The organism is Moraxella sp. CTOTU48841 (assembly GCF_032061225.1).
Lineage (GTDB): Bacteria > Pseudomonadota > Gammaproteobacteria > Pseudomonadales > Moraxellaceae > Faucicola > Faucicola cinerea.
Map to the genome: position 1 here is coordinate 71,432 of NZ_DAMBFQ010000009.1, position 15,256 is coordinate 86,687.

Genomic DNA, 15,256 nt, shown 5'->3' on the forward strand with positions numbered 1-15,256 from the left:
CATAATGAGTCAATAATGTATCTAGGAATACCTATATTTAGGAAAAAAATAATGCAGATGCGCTGTATCCCTATCGATTAAGACAATCCCTTTTGTTGCTCATAGTGTACCACAGTATCACGGTGGCGAATATATCCAATCACTGACAGACGCCATGGCAACGTCGTCAAATGTATAAATTTTTGGCTTTAAAATTGCTTCGTTATTTTACCCATGAGAAACAATAAGCTTACGCTACACCCAAGTCATCTAGCCGTACGTACCAATTTTTCACTCACTTCTTTTTCAATTAGCGCCATCTTGTTATTATCTAAAGGTTGATGCTCGTTGTTGTAGCGCCAGCTATCGGCAGAACGGGTCAGACTGGCAAACCATAATGCCTTCGTATTACTTGGCAGTTTGGCCAAAGCTAACTCACTAATCACATTGCCTTCATCATCACTGAGCTGACAAGACGCTTGTTTCGCTTTGCTAAGCGCATAGCCGTGATAAGATGACACAATCATCACCACATGAAATACTTGCGGGGGAAGCTTACTTAAAAAAAGCACCATACTTTCTTGATTGAGGTTGACATCATTGACCTTGGTGCTTTGATTGTTGTCAGGGTCTTCTTGGCGGTCATCGATAGCGCTAAATGGCTTTTTGCCCAATAATTCATCGCCTTGATGGCGTACGGATTGCGCTTTATCACGGACATTTTTGAACCAGACAGTTTCAATCACCTCGCCATATCGGTTACAAAGCAAGCAGGATAAGTCTATATCTATGGCTTGCGTGCGTTTTTTAAATTTATTGTAAAGCCCCGATTTTGGCATCTGCGTTTGCTGCCATTGCACGGTAAAATACCACTGCTTGAGTACCACATCCATATGCTCGACGGCTATACCTGACGCTGTTTTATCATCTTCAAGCTGATCGTCTTGGGTGATTGCTAGCTGATGACTTTTTTGCAAAATCTTGTCATCAGTCATTGAGTTGATTTTTGGCACTTTGTGTAGCGAATGGTGCAGCGGTGAGGTGCTTGTCACTACCGCGTCATTGGTGTTTTTATCGGTCAAATTGGATGAGTTGGCAGGCGCTTTCACTTCAACCGTTGGCGCTGGCGTTGGGTCGGCAAACTGCGCCGAAATAATCTGGTAGGTTTCTGTGGTAGTGCTGGGTGTCAGATTATCAGGCGATTTGACAGTGGCAACAATCGGCGAATCGTCTGTCAAATCACTGTATAAAATCGTGGTTTTTGGCTTGCTAGGCTGCTGTGAGTTGGTGTCGGTGGCAGTGGATTCAAGGGTGTTATTATCAGTATGTTTCATAAGTTTCTCGAAAAATCGGACAAAGTAGTTAGTTTACTTGGGCGTTTGTTAGTTATTCACTTATTTTTTGAGCGGTGGGTTGTTGGTCGGGCGTTTGTCGATTAGGCGTTTGGGTTTCAAAGACGGCGATTGATAAAATCTCAGGCTCGATTTTTCGCAGTCCTTTACCAAAACCGCGTAGCCACCATACTAGCTGGGAGGTCATGTTCACTGTGGCTGTGATATGCAATCCTTCGTCGTCTTCCCAGCTTTGCTGGTCGGTTGACAATGGGCTTTCAAGCAAGCTTGCCCCCGATAATGGATGAAACAGTAACTGCACTTGCTGCGTGGGCGGCTCGTGGTTGTTTTTTTCACTGTCAGGCATGAGTTTTTGGAACAACGGGTAATTAAACCCCATCGCGCCTGTGTTGATATAACTGTCTAAATTAAAATCTTTCGGGGTTTGCGCGTCGCTTGCGCTTACTTCCGCACTTTCAAAACGGTGCAAAGCAAATTGGCGCACATCGTCAGACGCTCTGTCTGTTCGCGAGGCAATCAAGTAAATCACCACACCACGCTGCACAATGGCTAGCGGATTTAAGGTGTATTTTTGCGCTTCCTCTCGCCCACGCGCTTTATAACAGGCGATGAGTTTTTTATTTTGAAACAATGCATCATAGACGGCGTCTTTGGCGGCTGGATTGACCGATGGCGGGATGAGCGGTTGATTGGCTGACAGGATACGCACTCTATCGAGCCAAGTGTTTGCCACTTTGCTTTCTTTGAGTTGCCGATTCGCTAGGTCAAACCACGGAATCAATTCATCCAAAATAGCCGGCGGTAATAGCTGGGTCAAATTATGGCGCATCATACTAAACGCTACCGCTTGCGACAAATTCATATGCGGCAAGCTTTGCATCGGTGCATCTTCACGCCAGCGCCAGCCTTGTGGATTGGTGTTGTTTTTTTCAATCGGAAAACGCGTTGCCAAAGCGTTTAAATCTCGCTGAATGGTTCGCAAACTGATATCAAAACCCATCAAATCAAGCTGTTCTTTGATATGGGTGGTACCGAGCCAACGTTTGCGATCCAGCTGTGAGAGGATTTGCCATTGCCGAGCCGTCGTTGCGGTTGCATTGTTGGCAAGCGATTTACTCATGGCAATTCTCCATACGCAGGTAAAAGACAGATAGTTAAAAAACAGCCAGTTAAAAGATAGCCAGTTAATAAACAAACGGTTAAATAATAAATACTAGCCAGCTAAGCGCCAAAGCTTTATTCAAACTTTAAAAAATTAACGCTAAAAATTAACACCTTGATACCTGCATAATTTAGCAAAAATTGGGGCGGTATAGGTGATAAATTATATTAACATGTCATTTTATGTCGTTTATCATCTTTATTGGGTGTTATGGTTATCAGATTGTGTATGAATCAGCAAAATCGCTTGATTAGAGTAGCACACCCTTTTTTACCCTTAACTGCAATTTAGTTTGTCCATTAAATAAATTTTTCTCAAGCTCATAGAGTAAATGCACTTTTGACACACTGCGATCGATGGCAGACAAAGCTATCGCGTCAAAGTCAGCATTAAACCAAATAGCTTCGATAGTAAAAGGGACATCGGGATACGATAACCATAATTTTAAATGCCGCTCTTTTAACACCCGATAATCTTGCACCACAAACACCCCATCAAATATCGGTGGCACAAAACCATGTCCCCAAATAGCCAACGTCTGCAAGCTATCTACAAAATCAACCGTGAATTCACCGGCTGTCAACTCGCCATCGCTATATAACGTCTCGGCAAATACCTCATCAGCCACTTCTGCAATTACCTCATCAAACGCTTTACAAAACGGCTCAAAGTTTTTTCGTTTGATTGTCAGACCTGCCGCCATCGCATGCCCACCAAAGTGGCTAATAAGTTCGGGGTAGGTTTGCGCGACTGATTCAATGGCATCACGGATATGAATGCCTTCAATGGAGCGTGCTGAGCCTTTGATAGGATCGTCATCTTCAATCAACGCCGTATCAGCAGGCGCAAACACGATAGCAGGCACATGGTAGCTTTCTTTTAGCCTGCCTGCGACGATACCAATCACCCCTTGGTGCCACTCATCTTGATACAAAATAATACTACGTTTGCGGTGCGTTACTTGATTTACAGCGCTTTGCTCAGATGGATTCTCAAGCGTCGTTAATACACTATCGGCTTGTTGTCGCATGCCCTGCTCGACTTGGCGGCGCTCTTGATTGAGTTTATCGAGCTGATGCGCAAGCCGCTGTGCCTCCCCCCAATCATCAGTGAGTAAGCAGTCAATGCCAATCCGCATACTATCCATACGACCTGCGGCGTTGATGCGTGGTCCTAAAATAAAACCAAAATCTTGAGCCGTGATGTCGGCTGCCTGCCGACTCGCCTGCTCCAACAACGCCAAAATACCCACACAGCAATGACCTTGCTTGATGGCTTGGATGCCTTGGTGCACCAAGATGCGATTATTTTGATCTAATGCGCCCACATCCGCCACCGTGCCAAGTGCCACCAAATCAATATAGCGACTCACTTGGGTGGTGGACTTATTGGCTTGGCGTCTGACTTTGGCAAGATTGCCTAGCACATAAAATGCCACCCCAACACCTACCAATGATTTACTAGCAAAATCACAGCCCAGCTGATTGGGATTGACCACGGCATCGGCGTTTGGTGTCGCCTGCGTCGTCAGGTGATGATCGGTAATAATCACCGTTAGCCCTTTGGCTTTGGCAAGCTCGACCCCAGCATGGCTGGAGATACCATTATCAACAGTGACAATTACATCAGGATGATAGGTTTCAATACCTAGCGCAACAATTTCTGGCGTCAGTCCATAACCGTACTTAAAACGATCGGGCACCAAAAACTCAACCTGCGCGCCCATTTCACGCAACACCCTTACCATCAATGCAGTGCTAGTCGCGCCATCGCAGTCGAAATCACCCACAATCAGTATTTTTTGCTGCGTATCAATCGCCTTGTCAAGTAGCGCCACTGCCTTGGTAATGCCAGTCAGCGAATTTGCAGGTAACATCTTATTAAAGGCGGTGTCTAAATTTGCCACATCTTGCACGCCTCGCCCAGCCAAAATACGTGCTAATGTCATCGATGTCTGCGCCAACGGCTGTAAATCACGGGGAATCTCGTCAATCTTGGTCGCACTAAAACGGGGAGTCACAGTCAACATAAATTTATCATGGTTGTCAAATAAAGTAGATAGAACAAACTAGCATAATGATAGTGAATAGGCAAAATTACAACAGCGAAACGGTGAAAAACATTCCATCAGCTTTTATAGCCCTTTGTGCGTTTTGCATATCGTAATAATGCCACTACAAACCATTAGCATTTTTTTGCAAAAAGATGCTTATTCATACGTTTACACTCAGTTATAATCAAACCAAAGAGTCATCACTTACCATTAATGAAACAGTATCACCGACCATTAATGAATAATCATCTCTTGTTGCAAGCGTTTTGCAATACTACCTTTATTATTGATAATTGAAATTTTTTAGAAGGAAAAATTATGTCAGCAGAAAATTTGACCAAAACCATCGACCCAAAACTTGACTTAGAAAAAATCAAACGCGAATGCGAGGCGATCATTAAAAGTAAAGCCAAAATGTCTGCCGTAGCAGCGGTTGTCCCTGTGCCGTTGCTAGACGTTGCGGTGGATGCCACGCTGTTATCAAAATTGCTACCTGAAATTTCTGCTAAATTTGGTTTAATTGAACCCGCCCAAGCAGCCGTAGATTTGAACAACGGCGCGCAAATCAACCAACTAAAAGATAAAGCGGTGGACTTTGCAGGACTAGTGGTGACGCGCAGTATTGCTAAAAAAACTTTCCAAGGTTTTGGTAGCCGTATTATCGCCAAGCAAGTCACCAAATTTGTACCATTTGGCGGTCAATTAGTGGCAGGTACGATTGGGTACTTGATGTTTAAAAAAATTGCTGAAAACCACATCAATGAATGCTACCAAAAAGCTAAAAAATTACAGCAACAAGCTAGCTAACTGTTGATACGAAGGCTTGTATCAAAACCCCTTTAGTCGCTAAAGGGGTTTTTTATTGAAAAATTCTCAAGCTTTAATGAGCAATGACCAAGCAAAAGTAATAGCTTATGTAACGATATTTTTCTACAATGTGTCTTTAAACTATTTTTTTGGGTCAAGTTATGCGTTATACCTGTCAGACATCACCACGTTTTATCAAAAAGCCATTTTTTAATATCCATCCAATAACGCAAAGCGTTTTGGTGATTATTGGCATGTCCATGACTGGTGTTAGCGCTCATGCAGCGACTAGCGAAGCTGCTAATGGCGAACCTGAAACGACTTTGCCGAGCCTTACCTTTACTACCACAGCAACCAAAACGCCGACGCTTGTCAAGAATACCATCGCCCAAACCACCGTGATCGATGAAGAACAATTACAACGTTATCGCGGTCAAAGCGTGATTGATGTACTTCGTGGACAAGGTGGCATATATGTTACTCAAAATGGTGGGGATGGTGCGAGCAGTGGTGTCAGATTGCGTGGTTACTCCAATAGCCAAGTCTTAGTATTAATCGATGGGATTCGTTACAGCTCTGCAACCGCAGGTGGAGCAGCATTATCGCTGTTACCAGTCGACCAAATCGATAGAATAGAAATAGTTTATGGTGCTTCTGGCTCAAGTCTTTATGGCTCAGATGCGATGGGCGGCGTTATTCAAGTCTTTACCAAAGGTCAAAATGCTCAACAATCAAATATAGCCCTGACCTTGGGTGCAGGTTCAGAGGACAGCTATAAAGGTCAATTAACGGGTCAATATGTTAATAATGGCACTACGATTAGTTTATCCACAGGTTATGATAAAACGAATGGGATTAATATCAGCAGTCCAAACAATTCATATGCCTCTTCGATTGATAGCGATAAGGATGGGTTTAATTCTAAAAATATCAGTTTTGTTGCTAAACATCGCTACAACGACAATATTGAAGTTGGCATAACAGGAATGAAAGCCAAATCAAATTCTGACCTTGATGGTGGCAATTATCAAGATATCCATGCTGAACAAGAAAATGGCTCAGCTAATGGTTTTATTAATTATCAACAAGATAAATTTTCTGCCAGTCTTAAATACGGTGAAAGTATTGATGAATCAAAAAGTTATTTTTCAAGCAAACCAAGCGAATTTAATACCAAACAAAAGCAAACCAATCTACAATTAGGCTATCAACTGCCTATGGGTCAGATTATTGGTGGCTATGAACATTTAAAACAAGAAGTGGATAGCAGCGTAGCATTCGCTATTGATAGCCGTACCATCAAAAGTGTGTATGCAGGTTATCTAGTAAGTAATGATAAATACGATGGTCAATTAAATATCAGAAATGATGATAATTCACAATTTAGTAATGAAACCACTTATAACGTCGGCGCCGCATATCGCATGACGCCAAATGTGCGTGTTGGGGCTTCGTATGCTACTAATTTTAGAACTCCAACCTTTAATGATTTGTATTATCCAGGTTATTCAAACTCTAATTTAAAATCTGAAACCAGTAAAAATAGCGAAATTTTTGTAGAGCATAGTAATAATCTGCAAAAAACACGAGTAACAACATATCAGTCTGATATAAAAAATAAAATTCAAGCTGATGAAAATTATATTCCGCAAAATATTGTCCAAGCTAAAGTAAAAGGTGTTAACTTACAGTCTGATTGGCACATAAACAATTTATTATTTGGTTTCAATTATGATTACACCAATGCGGAAGATAAGGCAACGGGACTACAACTTACCTATCAACCAAAAAATAAAGGTTTAGTCTATGTTGGTTATCAAAAACCTACTTTTGACATTCGTTTAGAGAGTCAGTATGTTGGTGACAGGGATTTTATGAATTCAAATAATTTTCCCCCAACTAGAGAAACACTTGATAGCTACATGACTCTTAATTTATCAGGTAATTATTATCTCTCCCCAAATCTCACAATTAATAGCCGACTTAACAACCTCACAGATAAAGATTATGAGACCGTTTATGGCTATCGACAAAAAGGCATTAATTCATTCGTCTCACTAACCTACCAATGGTTCTAATTTTTATAGCTACAGTACATCAAAGGGCATAGATTTTATGCCCTTTTTTTATATGCCTTCTTTATACTTCTTTTTTTAGCAATTACGTTTGAACTTTTGCACTATTTTGATTCAAAATATATGATACTACAATCAACCCGTTTCTATAAATGAGAGATTTTTAATATCAAATGACTGATTTGCTCCCCATCGTTTTATTATTTATCTGTTGTGACAATCATCCAAACATTATCCAATAGGTTGTTGGCATTTAAATTGCACTTTAACCATTGCTCAAATTTGTGGTAGTTATCCAATGAACCATCCTACTTTTTTACATAGTCCTGAATCCAACCAGACCCTGTTTGATGACATGTTCAATAACCTATTATCCGGATTAATTGTCGCTGACAGCAACTATGAATGCGTCTATATCAACGCGACGGCTGAGCAGATTTTGTCAGTTAGTCAGCACCATTTACTTCATAAAAATGTTATCGATATTTTAACCCCTGCAAACTATGAAAAATTACTAACGCAAGCACCAGAGCAATCATCCACAGATGATGACCCGATAACCCATAAAAAAACCAATGCACAGGTCAAATTGGCGCTGCAAAACCAATTTGAACATACCAAAAAAATGTACCAAGCCTTCATCCATCATGATTGCACCATTTTGGGGCTAAGTACTCAAGGGATTGGTGCACCATTATTGGTCGATTATGGGGTTTCCCCATTAGAAACCGTTGCGGGTTTTTTTTATTTAATTGAAATTTGGGCAAAAGATCGCGAAAGTCGTATTCAACAAGAACAGTATCAAAATCACCAACATTTGATAACCCGCCAAATGATTCGCAGTATGGCACACGAGGTCAAAAACCCTTTAGCCGGCATCCTTGGGGCGAGCCAGCTGCTTGAGAAAAATTTTAATCAAATCATGAAATCTGATGGAATTGTCCACTATATTAACGACACCAAGGCGCAAAAGGTTGCCAATTATCTCAGTATCATCATGGATGAGACCAGACGACTCAACAATTTGGTGACCCAATTGCTGGGTGCGCCAAATTTGCCCAACTGGCAATTAATCAACGTACATGAGCCCCTGCAGCATGTACTAACGTTGGCAGAAATACAAAACCCCAACATTAGTCTAGTCAGAGACTTTGATTTATCGTTGCCAGAAATCACCGCTGATAAAGACCAGCTGGTACAAGTATTTATGAATATCGTCAATAATGCGATACAAGCGCTCAATGAAAACGACATTGTTTCGCCTAGCATCACGGTAAAGACCCGTATTCAGCACCAACAAACCATTGGCGATATACGACATAAAAGCGTATTGCGGGTTGATTTTATTGATAATGGCTTGGGCATTGATAGTGAGTTGTTACCGCAAATTTTTTATCCTTTGGTCACAGGACGCGCCAATGGTACAGGGTTGGGACTGGCACTTGCTCATGACATTATTCAGCGCCATCAAGGACAAATCAGTGTGACCTCTCAGCCAGGTGAAACCCTATTTACGATTTTTTTACCTTGGCAAATTCGGCAAATAACCAAATGACCAATTGATAGTTTAACCCTGATACACCACAGCATCATGACTGATCGGCTATGAATTTTTAAATAATACAGTTTCCCATATAGGGTTTTTATATGACTTATACCAATAATAAAACGCCAACCACCGAACCTATTGTTTGGGTCATCGATGACGACCAAGCGCTACGCATGATTTTAGAAGATACGCTGACAGATAGTGGGTTTCAAGTGCAAACCTTTGGCAATGCGCAATCGGCGTGGCGGCTACTACAAGATAGTGAGCAAGACAGCCAAGCGAAGAGTGACAATAGCGCCCCCTTGCCAAGTGTCATCGTCACCGATATTCGAATGCCGATGATGAACGGATTGGACTTTAGCAGTAAAATCAAACAAGCCTTTGCACAAATTCCTGTCATCATCATGACCGCGCATGCCGATGTGCAGTCTGCGGTGGATAGCTATCAATCAGGCGCATTTGATTACTTACCCAAGCCGTTTGAGTTAGATGATGCCATTGCCATGGTGAAAAAAGCTTGCCTGCAAAGCCAGTCAAACCAAACACAAAAGCGCAGTAAGTCTGAGAACTACAACGACTCTCTGATTCGTGATGCACAGCAGCCGCCAGCGCAAAAAGTAGCGGTCGCGCCAGAAAAAACCCCCACCAACCCATCGGGCATCATCGGGCAATCGATTGCCATGCAAAAAGTCTTTCGTGCGATTGGTCGCTTGTCGCACATGCCGATGACAGTACTCATCACCGGCGAATCAGGGACGGGTAAAGAGCTGATTGCCAGTGCCTTACACGAACATTCGCCACGCAAATCCAAACCGTTTATCGCGCTCAATATGGCGGCGATTCCGCATGATTTGATTGAAGCTGAACTATTTGGTCATGAAAAAGGCGCGTTTACAGGTGCGACTACCACGCGCCAAGGGCGTTTTGAGCAGGCGCATGGCGGCACTTTGTTTTTGGATGAAATCGGCGATATGCCTTTACCGACCCAGACGCGTTTGCTGCGCGTCTTGGCAAATGGTGAGTTTTACCGTGTCGGTGGGCTCAAACCCATTAAAGTCGATGTACGTATCATCGCAGCGACCCATCAAAACTTAGAAACTCTGGTGCAGCAAGGCAAGTTTCGTGAAGATTTGTTTTATCGGCTCAATGTCATTCGATTGGCGCTACCTTCCCTACGTGAGCGGCGCGAAGACATTCCGCTGTTAATCGATTTTTTTATGCAAAATATCGCCAAAAGCATGCATACCTCCACCAAAACCATCACGCCGTCTGCCATGCATATTTTGCAAAGCTATCATTGGCAAGGTAACGTGCGCCAACTTGAAAATACCTGCCGCTGGCTCAGTGTGATGACAACAGGGCAAACCATTCAGCCCAGTGATTTGCCACCCGAGATTTTACAAGCGTTTGAATCGCAAGAGAGCAAGCCTGTAACTACATGTGAGCCCAATACACATAAGACACATAACTATCAGCCCGACATTCAGTTTGAGGCACCTGCTAGCGAACATCCGTTATTTTTACCAGCTCCCAGTGACCGCCCCAGTGCTAGTTCTAATCTGAGTGCCCATTCGAGTGAGATGCCAACGGCTTTGTCCGCTACGACGGTCGTACCGACCTTGCACGCACCACAAACTGTCGCAACTGCAGATTGGATCACCCCGCTGCAAGTTTGGGCACAGCAAGCACTGGCTGAAGGACAGTATGACATATTGCAAACCGCTTATCCGATGTTTGAGAAATGTTTGCTTGAAGTGGCACTTGCCCATACTGCTCAGCATAAAGGACAAGCGGCTGACCTACTCGGTTGGGGGCGCAATACCGTGACCCGAAAATACCAGCAGTTGATTGAAGGCAGACCCGTTAAGCCATCATGATTGAGACAAGGTCAACTCACCCAGCACTAGTTATCATAAAAAATGGCTGTCAGTCGCTCGTCACTGACCTACAGCCACTATCAGCTTCAAATCCACTCAACCATACCCAGCTTTGGTATGGGGTATGGCATTCAACTCACTCCCCACCTACTGCCGTTGTCGTTAAACAATTACTACCCCACTTTAGCGCAACCAATCTCGCCCATTTTGAGCAAGAAATTAACGCCCTTCATCATTGCCAAAGCCTAGCGATTGAAAGCACCCATGCGACAAGCGGTATTCCTACGCTGTATGCTTCAAACCTTCTACCCGATACCTTCATTTTTGACCAACAGCAGCCGCAGCAACCTGTTAGTCCCTATCTGGTCATGTCGTATCATTCAGGCAAGACGTTAAAGTCCTTGCTGTATGCGCATGCTAAATTACCAATAATTAATCTTCAGCAAAAAATGACCATTTTTTTATATAGTTGCCAAGTGGTCAACCGTTTACATCAATGTGGGCTGATGCATTTGGATCTCAAACCCGCCAACTTTATTGTAAAACCCAATCTTGAAGTGGTGTTAATTGATTTTGGTCTGAGTGATTTTAGTTTTAGTGATATTGGTTTCAATAATATTGCTCTTAGCGATTCTAGGGCAAAAAATGACTCACTCAACTGCAAAACTTACACTGCTGGTACGCCTGCCTACATGAGTCCTGAGCAATTCACAAGACAGCCTGTTGACAAGTTTAGCGACTACTATAGCTTGGGAGTGATATGGTACGAATTATTGATGGGGTATCTGCCTTTTATGGCAAATGATTATCCTAGTTGGGCAATTGCGCATTGCCAACAGCCTGTGCCTTTTTTATGCCCAAATCATCAGCTATCAGAATTTGCTTGCCAAGCTTGCCAGCCTTTTATCGACAAGCTGCTAGCAAAACGCGTGGAAAACCGTATTAATGACTTGGCAAATATTATCAATGCGCTAAAAATTTTACTTAACCAATAAAAAAATGCGATTTTTTTAAAAAACCCCTTGCCAAAGAGAAATTTTTCTATATAATAGCCAACCACAAAGACACTGATACAAATATTGAGTCAACACTTTGAGGCAACTCATGGGGCTGTGGCGAAATTGGTAGACGCACTGGATTTAGGTTCCAGCGCCGCGAGGTGTAAGAGTTCGAGTCTCTTCAGCCCCACCACTCAAATCGGTATTAGTTAAATTAACCTGCCTCTCGCAGGTTTTTTTATGCCTAAAATTCCTGTCTATCTTATCTTACCACTGCCTACTGTTAGCCAGTATGTTGCTAAAAATTTTTTAACTGATTGCCAACTAGCTAATTTTTAACTTGCATCTAGTAGTAACTGCCCCATCTCTATAGTTAGCTTGTTTACTGCTAACTATGTTAATTTTTCTATTGCCTTTTATAAGCCTATATTCCTATGAAAATTTTACAATCGCCCTATTATCAACCACGAAAGCTGCTCAGCGCCTCCTCTGAGCCGCCCTATACCGTTCAACTCATTGAAGACAACCTCCAATACGCTAGCAAATATAACCCTTTTGAGTCGCTACTCGATGATATTTTCCCTGGGGTGCATGTTGGCAACCATGATATGGTGATTCGCAAAGAGCAGCTCAAAGATTTTGAGCGTTGCACCGATTTTACCACTGTCGCCTATTCGCATAAAAATAATACATTGTATGAGCGTGAAGCTTGTTATTTTCATCCCAAATATGAAGTGTTCATGCTCACCAATGAAGATTTGTCTAATGACTATGACGAATACATCTTTGAATCAGGCTTGTTAAAAGTCGTCAGTATTTACTATATTTCGACCAATCCGCATTCAGCAGCGAGTGTCAAAAACGTGTTTGATGAATACTTGCAAAAGTATGTGTCGCAAGAGGCTAAAGTATCGATTTTACTCAAAGAAGTCCATGGTTTTGTGTTTAAAACCCATCGTATCAAGCCATTTCCCATCAATTTAGATACCATGTATCACGATGATTTTCTGCCTGTGCATCAGCATATCAAAGAATCGCTCAATCACGATGGTAAAGGCGTGGTACTGTTGCATGGTGTGGCGGGTTCAGGTAAAACTAACTATATCAAATGGCTAACTAGCCAAGTGCCTAATAAAAAATTCATCTTTGTACCCACTACCATGATTGGGTATTTGACCAACCCTGAATTTATGTCACTGTTGGTGGATAATAAAAACTCGGTATTAGTGCTTGAAGACTGTGAAAATTACATTGCCGAGCGTAGCATTGATAACGCCAATACCGATGTAGTATCGGCGATTTTGAACATTGCTGATGGTATGCTGTCGGATGTATTGGAGTGCCAGTTTATCTGTACCTTTAACTCCGATATCTCAAAAATTGACCCCGCGCTGCTGCGTAAAGGTCGATTGATAGCAGAGTATAAATTCAAAGAACTGTCTGTTGAAAAATCCAACGCGTTTTTGGCATCGATTGATAAAGCTATCACCGTCAATAAACCGCATTCATTGGCAGAATTAACCAACATGGATCATCTGTCCTATCGAGAGAAACAAGCAGAAAAACCCAAATTTGGTTTTGTATAATTATTAAGCCTAATTATTAATTACAGTCATTAAACATCATCAGTAGGCATAAAAAAAAGGAGCGCAATTGGCTCCTTTTTTTATACTAGACATTACTAAACATTATCGATTTGCTTTTCATCAATGGGCACAAGCTCAATCGCTGTTTTATCTGCATTCATACGAATCGACACCGTACCGCCATTCACCAAATCACCAAATAATATCTGCTCTGCCAATGGTTTTTTGATTTCATCTTGAATCAAGCGGTTCATTGGGCGTGCACCCATGAGACGATCGTAACCTTTTTCTGCCAGATAATTTCTGACCGCATCATCAATTTCAAGCACCACTTTTTTGTCATCGAGCTGGGCTTGCAGCTCAACCAAGAACTTATCAACCACAGATACAATGACATTTTGATCCAATGGGTTAAATTGAATGATGGCATCTAAACGATTGCGAAACTCTGGGGTAAACATCCGTTTCATCGCTTCACTATTGTCGCGGCTATGGTCTTGTTTGGTAAAGCCCATGCTGTTGCGACTGATGCTATCAGCGCCGACATTGGTGGTCATAATCAGTATCACTTGCTTAAAGCTTGATGTGCGACCGTTATTGTCGGTGAGCGAGCCATGATCCATCACTTGGAGCAGCAAGTTAAATACGTCAGGATGGGCTTTTTCAATCTCATCTAGCAATAGCACACAATGCGGGAATTGATTGATTTTTTCGGTCAATAAACCGCCCTGATCAAAGCCCACATAGCCTGGCGGTGCCCCAATCAAGCGTGAAGCTGTATGTGCTTCCATATACTCAGACATATCAAAACGAACCAGCTCAATGCCTAATAAATTCGCTAACTGACGACTGACTTCAGTTTTACCGACACCCGTAGGACCGGCAAACATGAACGAACCAATCGGTTTATCATCGGGTTTTAATCCTGCACGTGACAACTTGATGGCATCTGCCAAGTTTTTGATGGCTTCATCTTGACCAAACACCAAATGTTTTAGGTTGCTTTCAAGATTTTGCAGCACCGATTTGTCATCCGTTGAGACTGATTTTGGTGGGATGCGCGCAATTTTTGAAATAATGTATTCAATTTGCGGGACATCAATCACCACCTCGCCATCTTGTTGTGCCGCATCAATCACTTTATTATCGGCTTCGCTTAACATAGCTTCAGGTTCGACAACACCATCTGCTGCATGGCTAATATCTAAGTCATCGACAAGTGCATCTTCATCCACCACAGGCTGATTTGATAGCTTATCATTTGCGACAGCATCAGTGGATTGATTGCTGTTCACAGTAGATTCAACATGATTTTCGGCTTGTTTCTGCAGGCGAACAAATGCACCCGCTTCATCAATCACATCAATGGCTTTGTCAGGCAAAAAGCGTTCGTGAATGTGTTTTACCGCCAGATGCACGGCACTTTGTAGCGCCTGATCCGTATAGCTTACGTTATGGAATTTCTCATATTGTTTTTTCAGACCGCGTAGAATATCAATCGTTTCATCAATCGATGGCTCGTTAACATCAACTTTTTGGAAACGACGACTTAAGGCATGGTCTTTTTCAAACACTTGGCGGTATTCGGCAAAGGTGGTTGAGCCGATACAACGCAGCTCACCTGATGCCAACGCAGGTTTGATTAAATTTGACACATCCATATTGCTGCTCATCGATGAGCCTGCGCCGATAATCATATGGATTTCATCAATAAATAAAATCGCATTGGGCTTGGCTTTTAAGGCATCTAATAGCGCTTTCATCCGTTTTTCAAAATCGCCGCGGTATTTTGTACCGGCAATCAGCGCACCAATATCT

At 42.4% G+C, this 15,256-nt stretch carries 10 protein-coding genes and 1 tRNA gene; 7 read left to right on the plus strand and 4 right to left on the minus strand.

Going from position 1 to position 15,256, the window contains the following annotated elements; translation table 11 throughout:
* Positions 1-245 precede the first annotated feature (245 nt).
* From RT034_RS09110 to recJ, 3 genes are all read right to left on the minus strand, one after another.
* Positions 246-1,313, minus strand: coding sequence for a TerD family protein (locus RT034_RS09110; RefSeq protein WP_313016068.1), 1,068 nt, complete (start codon positions 1,311-1,313; stop codon positions 246-248).
* A 52-nt stretch (positions 1,314-1,365) separates the two neighbouring features.
* Positions 1,366-2,451, minus strand: coding sequence for a helix-turn-helix transcriptional regulator (locus RT034_RS09115; RefSeq protein ID WP_313016069.1), 1,086 nt, complete (start codon positions 2,449-2,451; stop codon positions 1,366-1,368).
* 292 nt (positions 2,452-2,743) lie between these two features.
* Positions 2,744-4,522: a single-stranded-DNA-specific exonuclease RecJ gene (gene recJ, locus RT034_RS09120; protein WP_313016070.1), complete on the minus strand. Its 1,779-nt coding sequence runs from the start codon at positions 4,520-4,522 to the stop codon at positions 2,744-2,746.
* 342 nt (positions 4,523-4,864) lie between these two features.
* Here recJ and RT034_RS09125 point away from each other — a divergent pair, with 342 nt between their 5' ends.
* The 7 genes from RT034_RS09125 (at position 4,865) to RT034_RS09155 (ending at position 13,438) form a co-directional block, all read left to right on the plus strand.
* Positions 4,865-5,353: a hypothetical protein gene (locus RT034_RS09125; protein WP_313016071.1), complete on the plus strand. Its 489-nt coding sequence runs from the start codon at positions 4,865-4,867 to the stop codon at positions 5,351-5,353.
* Positions 5,354-5,514: 161 nt separating this feature from the next.
* Positions 5,515-7,431 (plus strand): TonB-dependent receptor domain-containing protein, encoded by a 1,917-nt coding sequence (locus RT034_RS09130; protein ID WP_313016072.1) that lies wholly within the window; start codon positions 5,515-5,517, stop codon positions 7,429-7,431.
* 295 nt (positions 7,432-7,726) lie between these two features.
* Positions 7,727-8,983, plus strand: a complete 1,257-nt coding sequence (locus RT034_RS09135) for a two-component system sensor histidine kinase NtrB (protein ID WP_313016073.1) — start codon at positions 7,727-7,729, stop codon at positions 8,981-8,983.
* Positions 8,984-9,075: 92 nt separating this feature from the next.
* A complete protein-coding gene (locus tag RT034_RS09140; protein WP_313016074.1) occupies positions 9,076-10,854 on the plus strand; it encodes a sigma 54-interacting transcriptional regulator in 1,779 nt (592 codons plus the stop codon).
* A complete protein-coding gene (locus RT034_RS09145) occupies positions 10,851-11,849 on the plus strand; it encodes a serine/threonine protein kinase (RefSeq protein WP_313016075.1) in 999 nt (332 codons plus the stop codon). Before RT034_RS09140 ends, RT034_RS09145 begins: the two co-directional genes overlap by 4 nt.
* A gap of 111 nt (positions 11,850-11,960) precedes the next feature.
* Positions 11,961-12,045, plus strand: a tRNA-Leu gene (locus tag RT034_RS09150).
* Between the two features lie 241 nt (positions 12,046-12,286).
* Positions 12,287-13,438 carry an AAA family ATPase gene (locus RT034_RS09155; RefSeq protein WP_282841899.1) on the plus strand — a complete coding sequence of 384 codons (1,152 nt, stop codon included), beginning with the start codon at positions 12,287-12,289 and terminating at the stop codon, positions 13,436-13,438.
* 95 nt (positions 13,439-13,533) lie between these two features.
* On the opposite strand, the gene RT034_RS09160 is transcribed toward RT034_RS09155, so the two are convergent.
* On the minus strand, positions 13,534-15,256 hold a 1,723-nt coding region (locus RT034_RS09160; RefSeq protein WP_313016076.1), incomplete at its 5' end, for an AAA family ATPase.